Source organism: Metabacillus sp. cB07, assembly GCF_016839225.1.
Taxonomy (GTDB): domain Bacteria; phylum Bacillota; class Bacilli; order Bacillales; family Bacillaceae; genus Bacillus_P; species Bacillus_P indicus.
The window spans coordinates 2,147,584-2,166,219 of the sequence record NZ_CP069296.1 but is presented as its reverse complement, the minus strand read 5'-3'; the positions used below and the strand labels follow the sequence as shown (position 1 = coordinate 2,166,219).

Sequence of the window (18,636 nt, the reverse complement as noted above, 5' to 3'; positions counted from 1 at the left end):
CCCTCTTAAAACTTGCATATCCCTTACAATCACATAAAATAAATTGTATAAACTTATAAATACTTGAATTGTTGATGTATAATACTTATAATCACTTATATAAGGTTTGAACCCGGTGTTATTTTACAAACATTTCTGAAAAGTGAGGCGGGTCATTTGTACCAGGAAGAACGCTTGATTTCGATATTGGATTATTTAAAAGAACATAAGCGAATTACGGCTGATCAAATTTGTTCGCATTATGATGTTTCAAAGGACACGGCAAGGCGCGATCTCGTAAAGCTTGAGGAGCAAAAGCTCATTATCCGGACGCGGGGCGGAGCGATCCTGCCGAGCTCTCATACAGAGATAAAAGATTATCAGAACCGCCTTGAAACCGTTTCTTATGAAAAAGAGCTGATCGGCAGAAAAGCAGCAAGTCTCATCCGTGAAGGAGACCGGATAATCCTTGATGCCTCCACTACAGTTCAGGCATGCGCCGAATTTATGAATGTCACGAATGCAGCTGTCATTACAAACTCAATCAATCAGGCAGATATTCTTTCATCAAAGCCCGGGATTCAGATTCATCTCCTTGGAGGAGAACTGCAGAAGGAGCACCGCTTTCTCTACGGATCATCTGTCGTTGAAAAACTTTCTAAATATCATGTGGACAAAGTATTTATTGGAGTTGTCGGCATCTCTGAAAGGGGATTATCTATAGCACACGAGGAGGACGGGATGGTAAAGAGGAAGATGATCAGCCAGGCTAGTCAGGTAATTGCACTTGCCGATCATTCAAAGCTTGGAGTGACCGATTTTTTTCTCTATGCCGATCTGCATGAGATCGACCTGTTAATTACAGACAAAGAGCCTGATAAATCATTTAGAGATCTGCTTGATAAAAACAATGTAGAGCTGCTTGTAGCCGAGGAGGAAACAACATGACAAAATTAATCGCGATTGACCTTGACGGTACACTTTTGAACAGTGAAAACAAAGTGAGCGCGGAAAACCTGAATGCCCTGAAAATTGCGCAGGAAAAAGGGATCGAAGTGGTCATTGCAACAGGGAGAGCTCATTTTGATGTGATGGAAATTTTCAGGAATGCGAATGTGAAAACCTGGGTGATCGCTGCGAACGGCGCGACAATCCACCAGCCTGACGGAACGCTGTTTCATTCGCAGCCTATGGAAAAAGAAATGGCTGCAGAAGCATTGCAGTTTCTTGAAGAAAACGACTACTACTATGAAGTTTTCGGACAAAATGCAATCTTCACCCCGCAGCACGGAAGAGAGCTTCTGTCGATTGAAATAGACCGGATCAAAAGTGCAAATCGGGAAGCCGACCGCTCAAAGCTCCTTCATGCTGCCAGCAAACAGTACAGCCAGTCAGGATTTGTCTTTATTGAGAGCTTCAAGGAAATCTTAAACGAGGATATTTATAATATTCTTGCCTTTTCATTCCACCAGGAAAAGCTGGACGCAGGATGGGAGAAGTTTAAAGACCGTGAAAATCTTACCTTGGTTACGTCGGCAGACCATAACTTTGAACTTGAACATAAACTGGCCTCAAAGGGCATTGCTTTGAAGAAACTCGCCGGCCATTTAGGGATAGATCTTGCAGATACCGCTGCAATTGGGGACAGCATGAATGATCAGTCGATGCTTGAGGCAGCAGGAAAAAGCATTGCCATGGGCAATGCGCGTCCGGAAATTAAAGCAATCTGTTCAGATATCACCCTCACGAATGATCAGGACGGAGTAGAGCTTGCAATCAAGCGATTAATTGACTCAAAACAAACAGTATGAGCAAAAGGCCGGTCACCCAAGCGGGAGGCCGGCCTTTCGCACGCATTTCAATGTCAGACCCAAATCACTTTACTAGAAGAGGCAGAAAAATCCGGAAAACAGTGCCCTGACCAGGTGCGCTGTTTACATAAATATGCCCGTTCATAGAATGGATAATGCTGTAGGTGACCATCATGCCAAGTCCCGTACCGTTTGATTTCGTAGAAAAATATGGCTCTCCAAGCCGCAGCACCTGATCCTCCGTCATGCCTTTTCCAAAATCAGAAATAGTGATCTTTACATATGTATCTTCTTTTTCAGCAGAAAGCTGGATCAGGCCACCGGCATGATAGGACTCTATGCCATTTTTTAAAATATTGATGATGGATTGCTTGAATTTAAGCGAATCACCAAGCACAAAGAGCTCTTCCTCGCAGAAATCCTCTTTAAACTGGACATTTTCCATTTGGGCGAGCGGTGTCAGAACGTTCATGCAGTTTTTCAGCTCGCTGTGTATGGAAATCGGATTTTGATGTTCAGCCTCTGGTCTTGCAAAGGTTAAGTAATCTTTAATGATATTCGTAGCACGGTCCAATTCGTCTAATGAGATTTTTATATATTCGTCCCGTTTCTCCCTGCTTATTTCATCATCTCTGAGCAGCTGAAGAAAACCTTTTGTTGTTGTCAGGGGATTGCGCACTTCATGTGAAATACTTGCTGCAAGATGGCTGACAACTTCAAGCTTTTCCGCTTTTATAACCCTTTTCAGCAAATAAAAATTTTGAATGATTGTTTCAAACAAAATCGTGCCGATGACCGCTGCAAAAATGTGAAAGATAATCAGCTCCAAATAATGCGATGGATGAAAAGCCGTTTTATACATCATTTCAATCTGGATAATCGATAACAGCAGAGAACCCAGAACAAATGCAGTCACAAGAGAGAGCTTCATTCTCAGCCTGCTTTTCAAATAATACGAAGACAGCATCGGGACAAACAAAACGAGTATTCCTGCCATGACAATTGTCGGATAAATGCCGCTGCCGCCAATAAGCACCCTTGTTCCGACTGTGACGATAAATAAAAAGATTCCAAGCGGATATCCTCCGTACAAAAGCCCCATAACATATGGAATCCGTCTGAAATCAAAGAAAAACTCTCTATCAATCATAAAGGGATACAGCATGCTGAAGACAATGGCAAGCGCAGGAAGAAGGGCAAACAGCCATTTGTTCATTTTTTTGTTCGTTTCTTTTCTCATATACAATAACTGGATGATGAGAAGCGGTGACAAAACGAGCATTAAATTCAACAGTACATCCTTCATTTCCATGGGCACACACCTAATTCTCCAAATAGTGAAATTTCTTCTCTATTAAAATATATATCAAATGGACGGAGAATGTTAGAATATTCTATAGACTGGCCAAAATTTTTCCCGGGAGATGCAAAATGGCGATAAAATTGCTTAAACAAGACCAATATCCTCAGGCAGTCGCTTTTTTAGATAAAAACCATGATGTAAACGCTTTGATTGCAGAAGATCTGAAAGATGAACAGGTCAGGGTTTTCGGTCAGTATCAAAATGCTGAATTAACGGCTTTGCTTATCATTTATCCTGATAAAATGTACTGCTGCAGTTCTGTTATGCCTGCCGATGTAGAGGCTTTTATTCCTGTCATTCAGGAAACAGGCATCAGGAGAATTTTCGGGAAACAGGAGCTTATTGAGTCAATTAAAAGGATTGTGAAAACCGAGATTGAAAGTGACTCAGTTATGATGAAATACGACAATAGAGCAGCCGGAAGAGGATCCGGAGAAGTCTGCAAGATCACAAGTCTTGAGGAATGCCGCAGGCTTTACCGCTTATTTATGCAGGTAGAAGAGTATAAACTGGCTGGTCCAAATGAAGAAATTTTTGCGGGTGAACAGTATGAAAGCATCCGCTCTGGAAAACTCAGTGTCTATTACTTTGAGGAAAACGGCACGATGGCAGCAACTGCAGGAATTTATACAGACCACGAAAAGACTGCTGTTATTGCCGGCGTTGCAACTCCTCCCAAATACAGAAGAAAAGGATATGCCTCAAAAGTCATTGAGAGAATATGCAGGGATTATGGAGATGAAAGAGAACTCTATTTATTCTACAACAATCCAGATGCAGGAGAACTGTATAAAAAGCTTGGATTTTATGAGGCTGCCAAATGGAAAGTAATCGGAATTTCTTTCTGAATAATAAGAAATGTCTTGCAAGATTGAAAAACATCAGCTATTGTTAAAAACAATCACAAAAATATTCATAATATGTTGACAAGCGATGGGTGCTGACGCTATACGCGGAAGCTTAAAAGGGAAGCCGGTGAAAATCCGGTGCGGTCGCGCCACTGTAATGGGGAGCATTCTGCACGAAGCCACTGTTTCTAATGGAATGGGAAGGCAGCAGCATGCAGTGAACCAGAGCCAGGAGACCTGCCTGTCGTATGCACTTTAAGCCTACGCGAAATAGGGAGGGTGATGCGGTATGTTGAAACCTTTGTTGTGTCTCAACTCTAGTTAGCTGTGTCCAGTAAACTCTCCTTTAAAAAAGGAGAGTTTTTTTACGTTTAGAGCTGAGAAACTATGAAAACGGGGGAACCGCAATGAAAATGAGAAATTCAAACCTTGGCTATCCGAGAATTGGAGAAAAAAGAGAATGGAAAAAGCTTCTTGAGGCGTTTTGGAGAGGAGATTTGACGGAGCGGGAGTTTCATTTGGATATGAAGAAAATCAGGCTCTCTCATTTGGTCAAACAGCGCGAGGCGGGGATTGACCTTGTGCCGGTCGGCGACTTCAGCTGTTACGATCATGTACTTGATACGGCCGTTATGTTCGGACTGATTCCGGAAAGATTCAGGGATCAGGACCCGTTATCACTCCAAACGTATTTTTCGATTGTCAGGGGCAGCAAAGACAAAGTCGCATCAGAAATGACAAAATGGTTTAACACAAACTACCATTATATCGTTCCTGAGCTTGACGGGGCAGAACCCCGCCTTATCCATAACCGGTTGCTTGAGCTATTTAAAGAAGCAAAGGATGAGGCCGGGATTACGGGGAAACCGGTACTTGTCGGCCCGCTGACTCTAACAGCCCTTTCAAAAGGAGAAAAGAACGAAGAAATTCTCGAAAAACTCGTCCCTTTATATGTTCAGGTTTTCAAGGAGCTTGAAGAAGAAGGTGCAGAGTGGATACAAATAGACGAGCCAATATTCGTTACATCTGCAGCGGATGCGGCCTTTATGAAAAAAACGAAAAAAATCTATGAAACAATCAAAAAAGGGTTAGGCAGCACAAAACTTCTTCTGCAAACTTACTTTGAATGTCCAGAGCAATATGAAGAGCTCATTCAGCTGCCTGTTGACGGCATAGGCCTTGATTTTGTTCATGACAGCGGCAAAACACTGGAGCATTTGAATGTATTCGGTTTTCCAAAGGACAAGGTGCTTGCGGCAGGCGTCATCGACGGCCGCAATATATGGAAGGCAGAGCTTCAGAAAACAGCCAAATTGGTAAACCGAATTCTGGAGAAGGTCGGAAGAGACCGGCTGATTCTTCAGCCTTCATGCAGCCTGATTCATGTGCCTGTCACAGCAGAGAGTGAAGGGGATTTACACCCCCTTGTTAAAAACGCGCTGGCATTTGCGGATGAAAAGCTGCAGGAAATCACCCTGCTGACAAAGTTTATGAATTTCGAAGAAGAGACTTTTTCAGCTTATGATCGTGGAATATCAGAACTTGCGGCTTCCGACTTGAGGAACAGGCATTTTGTACACGCTTCTTTTGATGAGTACAGCACTGACAGAGTTAGCGCAGTTCAAAGAAAAGAGGCTCAGCAAAGAAAATTCAGCCTTCCGGTGCTTCCGACTACAACAATCGGAAGTTTTCCGCAAACGAAAGAAGTGCGTGCTGCAAGGCTGAAGTACAAAAAAGGAACTCTCTCGGATTCGGACTATTCTCAGTTTATTGAAGGAGAAATAAAAAAGTGGATTGATATCCAGGAAAACCTGGGGCTTGATGTCCTTGTTCACGGTGAGTTCGAACGGACAGACATGGTCGAATATTTCGGAGAAAAACTTGAAGGAATGGCCATCACTTCAAATGGGTGGGTGCAGTCATATGGTTCACGCTGCGTAAGGCCGCCCGTTATCTACGGGGATGTGTTTTTTGAGGAGCCGATGACATTAAAAGAAACCCTGTTCGCCCAAAGGCTGACTGACAAGCCGGTAAAAGGCATGATGACCGGGCCGGTTACGATAGTAAATTGGTCATTTGTCAGATCCGACGTCCCCAGAGCAGCCGTGTTAAATCAGCTATCTCTCGCAATTAGAGCTGAAGTTGAGGCGTTAGAGAACGCAGGCATAGGCATGATTCAAGTAGATGAACCTGCGCTTAGAGAAGGCCTTCCGCTTAAAGAAAATATGAGGGAACAATACTTGGACGAGGCCGTCACTGCTTTTAAACGGTCAACAGCTTCTGTGAAACCTGAGACGCAAATTCATACACATATGTGCTATTCAAGCTTTGAAGACATGATTGAAGCAATTGATGCGCTTGATGCAGATGTCATCTCCATTGAAACTTCAAGAAGCCACGGGGAATTAATTCATTCGTTTGAAACATACTCTTACAGCAAGGGTATAGGCCTTGGAGTATATGATATTCACAGTCCGCGAATACCTTCAGAAACGGAAATGATCCGTAATATTGAAAGGGCGCTGCAGGTGCTGGATGCTGGCCAATTTTGGGTAAACCCTGATTGCGGACTAAAAACCAGAGGGGAAAAAGAGGCCGTTGAGGCATTGAAGATTATGGTGAGAGCAGCGAAGATATGCAGAGAGAAAGCCGTTCAAGAGACTACTGTTTAATACGCAAAAAAAGCCTGTCCATTGTGAGGACAGGCTTTTTTGTATTATCTTACACCTTTCATGTACGCTTGAATCTTCGGTGAAAGAATCAGCATGATTGCCCCTAAAAGAATGGCGAGTCCGCCGATAATTCCGAAGTAGGCGATTTCGGTTTCAGGTGTGTAATATTTTACGATTTGTGCATTGATTGCTTGAGCCGATGCATTCGTCAGGAACCATAAACTCATGGTCTGGGCTGAGAAAGCAGCCGGAGCAAGCTTGGTCGTTGCCGATAATCCGACAGGGGACAGGCAAAGCTCTCCAAGAACAACAAGGAAGAAGCTGAGCACAAGCCACATTGGATGAACAAGAGTATCTGTGCCGTTTGTATATGCAGGAATAATCATGACTAAGAATGATAACCCGGCGAAGAAAAGTCCAAAAGCAAACTTTTTGGATGTCGACGGCTGACGGTTTCCAAGCTTAATCCAAAGCCACGCAAAAAGCGGAGCCAAAAGAACAACAAACAGCGGATTCAGCGACTGAAACCATGACGACTGAATTTCAAAGTTTCCGAACGTCAGCTGTGTGCGTTTATCTGCATAAGCGCCAAGAATGGTCGCACCCTGTTCCTGAATTGCCCAGAACATCATGGCCGCGATAAACAGCGGAATATAAGCGATCAGGCGTGAACGCTCAACATCTGTTGATTTCGGGCTGCGGTACATCACGATAAAGTATGCTGCTGGAATCAAAATACCAAGAATACTGATCATGAATGTAAAGCGGTCAATTGTCAGGAATCCGGTAGAAATGGATACAGCACCTAAAACAAGAATGACGGCAAGGCCAATCGCCAATCTGCCGAAAACACTTTTTCTTTCAGCAGGAGTAAGCGGATTTGGAACGCTTGTTCCGGCAAGTCCAAGGTTTTTCTTTTTAGTGAGCATGAACACAACAAGTCCAAGGAACATACCTACAGCTGCTACTCCGAATCCTAGGTGGAAATTGTATTTCTGCCCGAGAGTACCAACGATAAGCGGTGCAAGCAGACCGCCAAGGTTGATCCCCATGTAGAAAATACTGAAACCGGAATCACGGCGGTTATCTTCTTTGCTGTAGAGATCACCCACAATATTCGAAATATTCGGTTTAAGCAAACCTGTACCGATTACGATAAAGAACATGGAAACAAAAAATGCCGGAATGCTTCCTGGCAGTGCAAGAATAATATGGCCGAGCATAATGAGAACGCCGCCGTAAAAAACGGTTCTCGTATTGCCGAGCAATCGGTCGGAAATCCATCCTCCGATAATTCCAGACATATAAACCAATGATCCATAAATGGACATGATCGAAAGGGCAGTCGGCTGATCAAGACCCAGTCCGCCGTCTTTCATCGAGTAGTACATATAATACAGAAGAATTGCTCTCATCCCGTAGTAGGAAAAACGCTCCCAGAATTCTGTGAAGAACAGGGTGAATAACCCTTTAGGATGACCGAAAAAACCTTTTTGCGGTACACTTTGTACAATTTTGTCTTTGTCAAGTGATGACATGTTACAAGAAGCCTCCTTTTTACCATGTATAATAATACTACTATTAAAATTGAATTGTCAAAAAAAATCGGCAAAATTGCTATTTTTATTGCTTTATAAAAATAATTATACGTAAAGAAAAAGAGACGAAAAAAGGGCAGAACATTCTGCCCTTTTTCATTATTTATTTAAATTCTGCACAACGGAGACAACCTTTTTCGGGTCTGTCCGTTTTGTGTAATCTGAATCCACTTCCGCAAATAGAATGACTCCGTCCTGTCCGATGACAAAGGTTGCAGGTTTAGGCAGCCGCCAATCATCATTTCCATTATGAGCGGCAACATCCAGGCCAGAGTCCTTATAAACTTCAATTAAATAATCAGGCATGTCAAACACCAGGTCATATGCTTTTCCTGCATTCCCGCCTTCGTCACTTAATACAAGGAAGTCCAGCTCGTTTTTCTCTTTCGTGGACAGGGATGCATCCGGTGTTTCAGGGCTTACCGCGATCAGGTTTGCGCCGGCTTCATTAATCGCATCCAGCTCTCTTTGATATGCCTTCAGTTCAAGATTGCAGTACGGGCACCATCCGCCTCTGTAAAAAGTAAGGATAACCGGTCCGTTTTTTAGTTCCTCTGATAAGGTTACTTTTTTTCCTGCAGCATCAGGCAAGGTAAAATCAGGCGCTTTTTCTCCCACTTTCAAGCCTTGAGCAGTTCCTGAAGCTCGAAGCTCTTCTGTTGCTCTTTTCATTAATTCCTGTTTTTCGGCAGGTGCTTTCTTCTTAAACTGTTCTTTGTACTCTTTGATTTGTTGAAGCAGTGCGGTCATGCGATCATCTCCTTTTTAGAATGTCCATTTCATTTTAAGAATCTTTGGCCAAAAAGAAAAAGGATATGCTCAATCAATCTCGGCAAAATAACTCAGAAACTGACAATAAACCACTTTACAAACCAATGGTCTGTTTTTATTATGTAGAAAGGAGGTGTCGATAAATGAAGCAGTTTGAAAGGAGAGTCCGTTCTGAAAAAGCTCTGCTTCATGCCGCGGCAGAGCTCATAAATGAGGCAGGATGTTCAAAAACGACTCTTGCAATGATTATGAAGAAAACCGGATTATCAAAAGGTGCCATCTATCACTATATAAAGAGCAAGGATGACTTGCTTGCAATGGTCCTAGATGAAAAAATTCAGGAAATCAATGAAGCTTTTTTTGAGAAGATGGGGAAAAGCAAAGAGGAAATGAAGGATCCTGCTGAGGTAATTTCTATGAGCTTTGCTGCGATGAACGATCCGGAGGGTGTTGTTAACAGGATCCTAGTCTATTTTATCGGACGCTATGATCATAAGACAGCCAGAAACGCACTCAGGGACTTTGACCACTATATGGTTGAATTCGCGAAGTTCTGGATACTTTCCGGTCAGAAAAACGGGGTCATATCTGACGAAGTAGATGCATTAAAAACAGCGGAATTTCTTGTTCTTATGGCATCAGGCTTCAGAATGAGGAGGCTATACAGCAAGTCCCATACTGATAATGAAGAAATGGCTGATTATATTAAAGATCTTCTCATAAAGCCCGTCTTATCTGAAAAGATTTAGCAGAATAATTAATTGCTATTACAATAGAACAAGAAGCAAATAAAAAGAGAACCCGCGGGTTCTCTTTTTCAATCAAGGATTTCAATTTTTACCGTTTTCCGGCCCCATTTGCGCGCTTCAGCACTGTTAGGCATCAGTACGTCAATTTTATGATTCTTGATGGCGCCGCCTGTATCGCCTGCAATGGCTACCCCGTATCCTTCCACCCAGACTTTGCTGCCAAGCGGAATGATTTTCGGATCAACTGCAATCAGCTTCATATTGGCATTTTCTTTAATGTTAATGCCGATTGCCGTGAAGTCGCTTGCTGTATCTTCATGACTGTAGGCAGTAGCTGTGACATAGAAAACCTTGCTTTCATCCTGGACAGGCTTTTCCTGCACTGGTTTTTCAGCAGGCTTTGACACTGCCGGGACTGCTGCGGTCTCCTTCTTCTTTGCCGGAGCAGCCTGTGCAGCTTTGCGTGCTTTCTCGGCTTCCGCACGCGCACTTGCTTCAGCTGCCCGTGCAGACTCTTCTTTTTTCCGTTCTGCAAGAGCTTTGGCCGCACGTGCTTTTGCTGCATCCTGTTCTTTTTTAATGCTTGTTTCAATCGCTTTCACTTGTGACTGCAGGACGCTTTTTTCCTGTTCTGCAAGGGTTACCTCGGCTGAGACCTTTTCATATTCGGTTTTAAGTGAAGCCATTTGCGTCTGTCTTTGAAGGAGAGCTTCCTCAAGCTTTGCGCCGCTTGATGCAAGCGCAAGCTGCTGTTCTTTCAGGAGGGCTTCCTGCTTGTCGATCTCTTTTTTGTCTTCCTCAATTTGCTTCAGGTCGGCTTCCTGCTGTTCAAGAATATCATTGTCTGCATTTAATAGTGTTGCAACAGCACCGATGCGCTCGAAAAGGTTTGAAAAACTTTCGGCATTAACAAGCGTATGTATAACGATATCGGCATGATCATTTTCCTGAAGAGCAGTAAGCCTGGCGTACATAATTTCTTCGCGGTTTATTACTTTATCCTGAAGTGCGACAATTTCTATTTTCTTTTCCTCAATTAATTCATTTGTTTCCTGGATTTTTTTCTGGATGGAAGCGTAATCGTTCTCATTTTTTTTGATTAGAGCTTCCGTATTTGCAAGTTCGTGTTCCATTTTCTGTACAGCGGTATGTACTGCTTGCTTTTGTTTCTCTTTCCTGTCAAGAGCTTCACTGTTGTCATTCAGCTGCTTTTCAGCCTGTTTAAGTGAATCCCCGCTTGTTTGCGCAAAGGCAGGGCTATAGGATGATAAAGCGACAAATCCTGCAGAAAGCGCGGCAATCATACGCATCGAGACTTTCATAAAACAACCCCTTTCTGTCTATAGTTATATCATAAAATCGGGGCCTTTTAGATTACAAATCTGTTAAATCATTCATAATGCGACAAAAACAAGAAAAAAACCTCCGGCGAAAACGCCAAAGGCTGTCGATTATTGCTGCCAATCAAGAAGAGTCTGATCCTTTGGAAGAAGGAAAGCGAGAATCCCCAAAAGAGGCAGGGCTGCGGTGCCTGTCATGACAGCGGCTAACGAAATGGCATCGATTAATGAGCCTAAAGCCACTGACCCAATGGCACCCATTCCAAAGGCTAGACCTACAGTCAGCCCTGACATCGTACCGATCTTGCTGGGCACAAGCTCCTGGGCATAAACAACCGTAACTGAAAAACTAGAGCTGAGTATAAACCCGACAAGCGCAATGAGCACATAGGCTGTTTTTGGTCCAGCAAATGGCAGCAGCAAAGCAAACGGAGCAGAGGCGATCAGTGAGCAAAGGATAATGTTCCGTTTGCCGAACCTGTCAGCGAGAGGTCCCCCTGCAAATGTTCCAAGTGCTCCCATCACAAGAAAAACAAAAATATAAACCTGTGATTCTGCAATACTAAGATGGTATTTTTCAATAGCATAGAACGTATAGAAGTTTGATAGGGCACTTCCATACCAGGATCTTGCAAAAACAAGGAAAACGATAACGGCCAGAGCCGAGAGGACGCCCTTTGACAGGCGGCCATTGTTTTTCGCCATTCCTTTTTTCTTATCAGTTTTTCGAATGAAGGCAAGCTTTGCTGAATACCAGCGTGCAATATAAAGAAGAAACAAGACGGCAAGAGCAGCAGCAATGGTAAACCAGATGGCCCCAAACTGGCCTAAGGGAACCAGAATCAAAGCGGTAATAAGCGGTGCAGCAGAAGAGCCTGTGTTGCCTCCAACCTGATAAATCGACTGGGCAAGACCTCTGCGCTCTCCTGCTGCTAAATAAGCAACTCTCGAGCCTTCAGGATGGAAGACAGCAGAACCGAGTCCAATAAAGAAAACGCTGAGCAGAATAAGCGGAAAAGAAGGAGCGAATGCAAGCCCCAGAATTCCGAGCAAGCTGCATGTTAATCCTGCCGGCAGGGCATAAGGCATCGGCTTTTTATCTGTATACCAGCCGACAACAGGCTGCAGAACAGAAGAAACCATGTTCAGGGTGAACGCAATCAGGCCAAGCTGGGTAAAGGTAAGGCCCATTGATTTTTCAAGCACCGGGAACATGGCGGGAATAACAGACTGAATGGCGTCATTCAGCATATGACATAAGCCGATGATGAATAAAATGTTGTAGACAGTCGTTGAAGGTTTAGGTAAGTGTTTATTTACAGCTGCAGCGCTTTGCATGTGACAAGTCCCTTCTTTGTGTAATATTTCGATAGACGAAATGTATTTTACCATATCAAACGGCACTTGAAATCAAAAAATTTAAAAGAATCAAAAGAAATCCTTGATTGTTCGCTTAAAAGGAGTAAAATAGATTTAAAATTCAGGCAGTTATGGATTCTATAGAAGAATGATCAGCACAGCTGAACTATAAAACTTTAGGGGATGTTCGCGTGAAAGTAGTGAAGTTTGGAGGCAGCTCGCTTGCATCTGGCGAGCAGGTGAAAAAGGTTTTTGACATTGTGGTGTCAGATGCAGACAGAAAAATTGTTGTTGTATCTGCTCCGGGAAAACGTTTTGCAGATGACCGCAAAGTGACGGATCTGTTGATTGAGCTTGGAGACAGACAGTTGAAGGGACTCCAAACAGCAGAAATCATGGCAGCGGTTGTCCTGAGGTATGCTCAGATTGCAGAGGAGCTGAGACTCCCTGGTGAAATCGTTTCCAGCATTAAAGATTATCTGCTGCAGCTGCTTCACAAGGACAGCTCAAATGAAGCGAGATACATAGATGCCATCAAAGCAAGCGGAGAAGACTGCAACGCCAGGCTGATTGCTGCTTATTTTCAGAGCAGGGGAGTTCAGGCAGCATATGTAGATCCAAAAGCTGCGGGTCTTCTTGTCGAAGAAACAGCAGGAACAGCTCTTGTTTTAAAAGAGGCGTACACAAATCTCAGGTCGCTTTGTGAATGGCCCGGCATTCTTATTTTCCCGGGATTTTTCGGCTACAACGAGGCAGGCGAAGTTGTAACTTTTTCCCGCAGCGGGTCGGATATAACAGGTTCTATCCTCGCAAATGGGACCGGAGCAGCCTTGTATGAAAATTTCACAGATGTGGATGCGGTTTACTCAGTTAACCCAAATACCGTTCCAAACCCAAAGGAGATCCGCGAGCTGACATACAGGGAGATGCGTGAACTGTCCTATGCGGGATTTTCCGTGTTTCATGACGAAGCATTAATTCCTGCCTTTGAAGCCGGCATTCCGGTTCAAATTAAAAATACAAACAATCCAGCTGCTCCCGGCACGCGCATCGTAAATGAGCGCAAAAACACGAACGGGCCGGTCATTGGCATAGCAAGCGATGATGATTTTTGCAGTATTTATGTGAACAAGTATTTAATGAACAAGGAAATCGGTTTTGGCCGAAAACTGCTTTCAATCTTGGAAGACTTTGGCCTTACCTATGAACACAGTCCGTCCGGCATTGATGATTTAAGTATTATCCTGAGGCAAAAGCAAATGACTCCGGATACTGAAAAACAAATTATTGCACGTATTGAGGCAGATCTGCTGCCGGATGAAGTGAAGGTTGAACACAATCTGTCCCTGATTATGATGGTAGGGGAAGGTATGCGCCACAATATCGGCACTGCGGCACGAGCTTCAAAGGCGCTTGCTGATGCGGGCGTTAATATCGAAATGATCAATCAGGGTTCGTCTGAAGTCAGCATGATGTTTGGCGTAAAAGAAACTCAGGAAAAAAGGGCTGTTCAGGCTCTGTATGAAGAATTTTTTGCAAGGGTTTTAGCTTAGCAAAGAAAGCACTGCACAGTTACGGGCAGTGCTTTTCACTGTGCGCCTGGCATCTTTCAAAAACACCATGCATCTTCCTGATGAATTTCTGGAAATACGACCCTCACCATGACGAAGAATGAAAAATCATGTATAGTTAATGGTTCACACAGGCAGGCTCAAAATAGAGTCCTGCTTCTTTGCATGAACGGAGAGAAACAAACATGATGACAACAAAACAGTACATAAAAGAATGGCTTCAGGCCATCGGGATTGAAATCAGCTACCTGAAAAAATACGGCAGTACAAAATACAGGGTCATAAACGGGCATCTGCTTTCTTCCGGAGATGCTTTTACTTATTATTTTGAAGCCACAGGGAAAATCAATGCTCCCGTCGGTTCGTCGGTAAAACTTGAATGGGACGGCTTGAAACATAATGGCCGCGTACTGTCTTCTGAAGGAACAAGCATCATTCTTTCATTTGAACGGACATTTGGCGACCTGATTCCGGAAGCTTTTCTCTTTCACGATCCATGGGAGCTGCTTGAAGAACTCGCAGCAAGAGTTGACGAAATGAAAAAAAGCAAACAAAAGCGCGCTAGAATAAAAAAGCTTATGGACCCTTCTATGCCTGCAAAACATCCTGAAAAAGCTAAAAATGCTGTTCATGAGCTGCTGCAAAGAGCGATCTGCAACCCCATCACGTTTGTGTGGGGGCCTCCAGGAACAGGGAAAACCTATACGCTTGCAAGAACCGCGGCGAATCTCTATTTTAAAGGCAAACGAGTACTGATCTTGTCCCACAGCAATAATGCAGTTGATGTTCTGATGAATGAGCTTGCCCAATTCGTGCTGAAACGGGAAAAATTTAAGACGGGTGAAATTGTCCGCTACGGTTCCGGAAGCGGCTATTCATTTAAAGTCCCTCTTACAGTGAGTGACCTGCTTGCAGAACAATCTCCGGCCATTGCGGCAGAAAGACAGAATCTTCTCAGCGAAAGGAAGCTTTTAAAAACGGATTTGTCCCATTCTTTCAGTAAAAGAGATTCAAATGCGCTTCTTGATCTGGAAACAAAAATCAGCCGAGTGCTTGAGAAGATCCGCAGACAGGAAACCGAGTTTGCGAAAGAAGCCAATATTATCGGAACCACGTTTGCCAAAGCTGCAAGTGATCCTGCCATTTATGAAGCCGACTATGATGCAGTATTTGTGGATGAAGCGAGCATGGCCTATGTTCCGCAGGCTGCATTTGCTGCGTCGCTTGGAAAAAGGACCATTCTGTGCGGAGACTTTAAACAGCTTCCGCCAATCGCTTCATCGCGTCACGAACTGACTGAAAAATGGCTCAAGGAAGATATCTTTGTAAGATCCGGTGTTTCAGACATAAGCGGAGGCCTTCATCCCCATATGCTCCTCTTGAACGAACAGAGAAGAATGCATCCGGAAATATCCTCTTTTACAAACCGGTATATCTATCAGAATAAAGTAGGAGATCACTCAGATGTACTGAGCAGACGGAGCAGTCTTTCAGAACGTGCTCCATTCCCGGGAAGAGCATCGATCCTCCTTGATGCAAGCTTCACCGGCCAATATTGTTTAAAAGAACGGACATCTCACTCAAAATTTAACCTCTGGCAGCTTTTGCTTTCTTTTCAAAGCATTCATGAAGCCGTCCTCTCGGGAGCAGAATCGATTGGTTACGCAGCTCCTTACAGAGCCCAGACCCACTTGATGCAGCTGCTTCTTGATGATCTTTATAAGGCTGAAGCGCAGCACGCGGATATTTTGGCCGCTACCGTTCATAAATTTCAGGGGAGCGAGCGGGATGTGATGATTTTTGACAGTGTCGACAGCTTTCCTGAAAAGAAAGCCGGCATGCTGCTGACAGGCAAAGACAGCTCGAGACTGATAAACGTTGCCATTACAAGGACAAGAGGTAAGTTTATTCATGTATGTGATGCCCAATTCATTCGCGAGAAAGTTTACACAGGAAAAGCAATCAGGCAGCTTTTGGATCATCAAATAAGAGAGGGGCAGACTGTTGCCCATCAGCAAATCGGGACATGGATTAAAAACCAGCACCCCATGCTCAGATGGGTGCACGCTCTGAAGCTTGAGCCTGTTTTTGAGGACATTAAGAATGCCCGGAGAAAAATTGTCCTTTGCCTTCCTGAATCAGTAAGGTTAAACGAAGACTGGGCAGATCAGCTGAACAAGACCGATGCAGCTGTCACATTTATTTCTTCTGTAAAACAGCCGATAAAAGGGGAATGGGTTCAGGAAGACCTCCCGTTTCCGTTCATAGCCATCGATGACACGGTTATGTGGATTGGACAGCCTTTTGAAGGGGCAGGCCGCATAAAGCCGCCATATGTAGCTGCAAGACTTCAATCTGAGAAAACAGTCAGGCAAATACTGGCCCAATTGCCGCTTTGAAGCAGGAACAACGCAGTTTAAATAGAATTTCACCTAACAAGGGGTGAATCTATGTCTTATCAACTATCATTGGCAGATGTTTCGAAAAAACCAGTATTCGAAAATCTGATGCAGTTCTATTTATATGATTTCAGCGAGTTTAATGATGCGGCAGTTAATGTGAAAGGTCTGTTTGATCCGTATGCTTATTTGGATAAATACTGGGTTGAAGAAGGAAGGTTTCCGTATTTGATCGTGCATAACGGCGAGTATGCCGGATTTGCCCTCGTAAGATTTGATTTGTCCGAAAACGTGTTTTCGATAGCGGAATTTTTCATTTTGAAAAAGTTCAGAAGAAATTCCCTGGGCACGACTGCTGCACATGATCTGTTCAGGCTTCATCCCGGAAAATGGGAAGTTACTCAGATAGAAAGAAACGTGCCGGCCAGGATATTTTGGGAAAAGACCATTTCCATGTTTGCGGACGGAGAATATACAAACATCTCATCAGATGGACTGCAGATTCAAACCTTTTTCTCCGGCAATAAGGAGGGGGTATTGTGAGTACGTTCAGATCTCCTTCAATCATTATTACAGGTGAAGGATCCTTTCAGAAGGTCCTTGAACTGGTTCAACAGCATCAGGCGAAGAAAGTGCATCTCTTTGCAGATCCGGTGCTGATTGGATTAAACGTGCTGAAACCGCTCTTGCAGGCACTTGAAGAAGAAAAGATTGAACTTGAAATCTTTTCTGATATCCAGCCTGAACCGACTTCTGAAGCCGGAAACCGGGCAAAAGCAGCGCTTGTTGCGTCAGGCGCTGACCTAGTTATCGGAGTAGGAGGGGGCAGCTGTCTTGATCTTGCCAAAGCGGCTGCTGTTTTATCATGCCATGAAGGTGCCGTCGAGGATTACTTGAATCTGACGGGAACAAAATCATTGTCAATTAAAGGACTTCCTAAACTATTAATTCCTACAACTTCAGGAACCGGGGCGGAAATGACGGACATTTCCGTTTTCTCCCTTGAGGATTCAAAGGATGTCATCACTCATCCGTTTCTCCTTGCAGATGCGGTCATCATTGATCCCGAACTGACTTATACTCTTCCGAAAAGAGCAACGGCTTCAAGCGGGATTGATGCCCTTACACATGCCATAGAATCGTATCTGTCCGTTCATGCGACAGTTCTTACAGATACTCTCGCGCTGGAGGCTGCAGGTAAAATTGTTTCAAGTCTTCGCACTGCAGTGCTGAATGGCTCAGATCAAGAAGCAAGAAACAGCATGTCCTGGGGAAGCATGCTTGCCGGATTAAGCTTTTTTAATGCAGGTGTAGCTGGAGTGCACGCGTTAGCTTATCCTTTAGGCGGGCTTTTCAGCATTCCTCACGGCGAGTCAAATGCCGTCCTTCTGCCCTATGTGATGGATGAGATCAGAGACTCCTGCAGCGGAAAAATGGCCGTTTTAGCAGGGAAACTGGGAATTGAAAACAACGGACGGACAGATGAAGAACTTGCCCGCCTTGCTGTTCTTGAAATGAAGCACCTGATTCACGATACAGGGCTTCCTCTGAGCTTAAAAGAATATGGAATAAAAGAAGAGGATCTTGACAGACTTGCAGACAATGGGGCAAAACAGACGAGACTGCTTGCAAGAAGTCCCAAGCCATTATTACGTGATGACATAAAGCGGATTTATACCTCTGCCTTTCATGGAAATTTGAAAGCAGAAGGGGTGTCAGAGCATGTTTCATACAGTGATTGAACCGAGAGTATCAGAAACCGACGGTGTTGGGCATATCAACAATACCGTCATACCGGTTTGGTTTGAAGCGGGGCGAAACGGCCTGTTTCAGTTATTTAATCCAGATCATTCTTTCAGTGACTGGAAAATGATTATACTCAGCATGAATGTTGAATTTAAAAGTCAGCTTTATTTTGGAAAAAAGGCAGACGTATACTGCTGGATTAAACGGATCGGTAATTCAAGCCTTGAATTATATGAAGAGATCCACCAGGAGGGTACCCTTTGCGCAAAAGGGACCGCTGTTTATGTCCACTACAATGTACATGAAAAACAGTCCGAATCCATTCCAGATGACATCAGATATGTTCTTGAAAAGCACCTCTATGAAAATTAGAGGGCTTTTTTTTGAATTCAGACTTGTTTTTTCTGAAATTTCAAAATAAACTAGAAAC

15 protein-coding genes and 1 riboswitch are annotated in these 18,636 nt (G+C 43.8%); of the genes, 10 read left to right on the top strand and 5 right to left on the bottom strand.

Going from position 1 to position 18,636, the window contains the following annotated elements:
* Nucleotides 1-156: 156 nt before the first annotated feature.
* Nucleotides 157-927, top strand: coding sequence for a transcriptional regulator GlcR (locus tag JOJ89_RS10850; protein ID WP_029280874.1), 771 nt, complete (start codon nucleotides 157-159; stop codon nucleotides 925-927).
* Nucleotides 924-1,790: a Cof-type HAD-IIB family hydrolase gene (locus JOJ89_RS10845; RefSeq protein ID WP_203287325.1), complete on the top strand. Its 867-nt coding sequence runs from the start codon at nucleotides 924-926 to the stop codon at nucleotides 1,788-1,790. The genes JOJ89_RS10850 and JOJ89_RS10845 overlap by 4 nt, the downstream gene beginning before the upstream one ends.
* A gap of 64 nt (nucleotides 1,791-1,854) precedes the next feature.
* Here the strand turns inward: JOJ89_RS10845 and JOJ89_RS10840 are convergent, their stop codons facing one another.
* The gene (locus JOJ89_RS10840) at nucleotides 1,855-3,102 is read right to left on the bottom strand and encodes a sensor histidine kinase (RefSeq protein ID WP_203287323.1); all 1,248 of its coding nucleotides are present in this window, start codon (nucleotides 3,100-3,102) and stop codon (nucleotides 1,855-1,857) included.
* 119 nt (nucleotides 3,103-3,221) lie between these two features.
* Here JOJ89_RS10840 and JOJ89_RS10835 point away from each other — a divergent pair, with 119 nt between their 5' ends.
* Both JOJ89_RS10835 and metE read left to right on the top strand, forming a co-directional pair.
* The gene (locus JOJ89_RS10835; protein ID WP_203287321.1) at nucleotides 3,222-4,001 is read left to right on the top strand and encodes a GNAT family N-acetyltransferase; all 780 of its coding nucleotides are present in this window, start codon (nucleotides 3,222-3,224) and stop codon (nucleotides 3,999-4,001) included.
* A 70-nt stretch (nucleotides 4,002-4,071) separates the two neighbouring features.
* A riboswitch (cobalamin riboswitch) is annotated at nucleotides 4,072-4,260 on the top strand.
* Between the two features lie 148 nt (nucleotides 4,261-4,408).
* A complete protein-coding gene (gene metE, locus JOJ89_RS10830; RefSeq protein ID WP_203287319.1) occupies nucleotides 4,409-6,673 on the top strand; it encodes a 5-methyltetrahydropteroyltriglutamate--homocysteine S-methyltransferase in 2,265 nt (754 codons plus the stop codon).
* Nucleotides 6,674-6,717: 44 nt separating this feature from the next.
* Here the strand turns inward: metE and JOJ89_RS10825 are convergent, their stop codons facing one another.
* Together JOJ89_RS10825 and JOJ89_RS10820 are read right to left on the bottom strand one after the other, a co-directional pair.
* Nucleotides 6,718-8,211, bottom strand: a complete 1,494-nt coding sequence (locus JOJ89_RS10825) for a peptide MFS transporter (protein WP_203287317.1) — start codon at nucleotides 8,209-8,211, stop codon at nucleotides 6,718-6,720.
* Nucleotides 8,212-8,370: 159 nt separating this feature from the next.
* Entirely contained in the window at nucleotides 8,371-9,021 is a 651-nt protein-coding gene (locus JOJ89_RS10820; protein ID WP_203287315.1) for a peroxiredoxin-like family protein, read from the bottom strand.
* A 164-nt stretch (nucleotides 9,022-9,185) separates the two neighbouring features.
* On the opposite strand from JOJ89_RS10820, the gene JOJ89_RS10815 reads away from it, so the two are divergent.
* Entirely contained in the window at nucleotides 9,186-9,791 is a 606-nt protein-coding gene (locus JOJ89_RS10815) for a TetR/AcrR family transcriptional regulator (RefSeq protein WP_203287313.1), read from the top strand.
* 68 nt (nucleotides 9,792-9,859) lie between these two features.
* On the opposite strand, the gene JOJ89_RS21270 is transcribed toward JOJ89_RS10815, so the two are convergent.
* Nucleotides 9,860-11,113: a 3D domain-containing protein gene (locus JOJ89_RS21270; RefSeq protein WP_277987823.1), complete on the bottom strand. Its 1,254-nt coding sequence runs from the start codon at nucleotides 11,111-11,113 to the stop codon at nucleotides 9,860-9,862.
* A 129-nt stretch (nucleotides 11,114-11,242) separates the two neighbouring features.
* Nucleotides 11,243-12,469, bottom strand: coding sequence for an MFS transporter (locus JOJ89_RS10805; RefSeq protein ID WP_203287312.1), 1,227 nt, complete (start codon nucleotides 12,467-12,469; stop codon nucleotides 11,243-11,245).
* A gap of 212 nt (nucleotides 12,470-12,681) precedes the next feature.
* Here JOJ89_RS10805 and JOJ89_RS10800 point away from each other — a divergent pair, with 212 nt between their 5' ends.
* The 5 genes from JOJ89_RS10800 (at nucleotide 12,682) to JOJ89_RS10780 (ending at nucleotide 18,578) form a co-directional block, all read left to right on the top strand.
* Nucleotides 12,682-14,043 (top strand): aspartate kinase, encoded by a 1,362-nt coding sequence (locus JOJ89_RS10800; RefSeq protein ID WP_203287310.1) that lies wholly within the window; start codon nucleotides 12,682-12,684, stop codon nucleotides 14,041-14,043.
* 203 nt (nucleotides 14,044-14,246) lie between these two features.
* Complete coding sequence (locus JOJ89_RS10795) at nucleotides 14,247-16,460, top strand: AAA domain-containing protein (protein WP_203287309.1); 2,214 nt, start codon at nucleotides 14,247-14,249, stop codon at nucleotides 16,458-16,460.
* 51 nt (nucleotides 16,461-16,511) lie between these two features.
* Nucleotides 16,512-17,003, top strand: a complete 492-nt coding sequence (locus JOJ89_RS10790; RefSeq protein WP_203287307.1) for a GNAT family N-acetyltransferase — start codon at nucleotides 16,512-16,514, stop codon at nucleotides 17,001-17,003.
* Complete coding sequence (locus JOJ89_RS10785; protein ID WP_203287305.1) at nucleotides 17,000-18,202, top strand: iron-containing alcohol dehydrogenase; 1,203 nt, start codon at nucleotides 17,000-17,002, stop codon at nucleotides 18,200-18,202. The genes JOJ89_RS10790 and JOJ89_RS10785 overlap by 4 nt, the downstream gene beginning before the upstream one ends.
* A complete protein-coding gene (locus JOJ89_RS10780; protein WP_029280888.1) occupies nucleotides 18,183-18,578 on the top strand; it encodes an acyl-CoA thioesterase in 396 nt (131 codons plus the stop codon). The genes JOJ89_RS10785 and JOJ89_RS10780 overlap by 20 nt, the downstream gene beginning before the upstream one ends.
* The last annotated feature ends 58 nt before the right edge of the window (nucleotides 18,579-18,636 follow it).

Coding starts and splice junctions, on each gene's coding strand:
- JOJ89_RS10845 (WP_203287325.1), top strand. CDS start 924: ATGACAAAATTAATCGCGATTGACCTTGACGGTACACTTTTGAACAGT.
- JOJ89_RS10840 (WP_203287323.1), bottom strand. CDS start 3,102: ATGGAAATGAAGGATGTACTGTTGAATTTAATGCTCGTTTTGTCACCG.
- JOJ89_RS10835 (WP_203287321.1), top strand. CDS start 3,222: ATGGCGATAAAATTGCTTAAACAAGACCAATATCCTCAGGCAGTCGCT.
- metE (WP_203287319.1), top strand. CDS start 4,409: ATGAAAATGAGAAATTCAAACCTTGGCTATCCGAGAATTGGAGAAAAA.
- JOJ89_RS10825 (WP_203287317.1), bottom strand. CDS start 8,211: ATGTCATCACTTGACAAAGACAAAATTGTACAAAGTGTACCGCAAAAA.
- JOJ89_RS10820 (WP_203287315.1), bottom strand. CDS start 9,021: ATGACCGCACTGCTTCAACAAATCAAAGAGTACAAAGAACAGTTTAAG.
- JOJ89_RS10815 (WP_203287313.1), top strand. CDS start 9,186: ATGAAGCAGTTTGAAAGGAGAGTCCGTTCTGAAAAAGCTCTGCTTCAT.
- JOJ89_RS21270 (WP_277987823.1), bottom strand. CDS start 11,113: ATGAAAGTCTCGATGCGTATGATTGCCGCGCTTTCTGCAGGATTTGTC.
- JOJ89_RS10805 (WP_203287312.1), bottom strand. CDS start 12,469: ATGCAAAGCGCTGCAGCTGTAAATAAACACTTACCTAAACCTTCAACG.
- JOJ89_RS10795 (WP_203287309.1), top strand. CDS start 14,247: ATGATGACAACAAAACAGTACATAAAAGAATGGCTTCAGGCCATCGGG.
- JOJ89_RS10790 (WP_203287307.1), top strand. CDS start 16,512: ATGTCTTATCAACTATCATTGGCAGATGTTTCGAAAAAACCAGTATTC.
- JOJ89_RS10780 (WP_029280888.1), top strand. CDS start 18,183: ATGTTTCATACAGTGATTGAACCGAGAGTATCAGAAACCGACGGTGTT.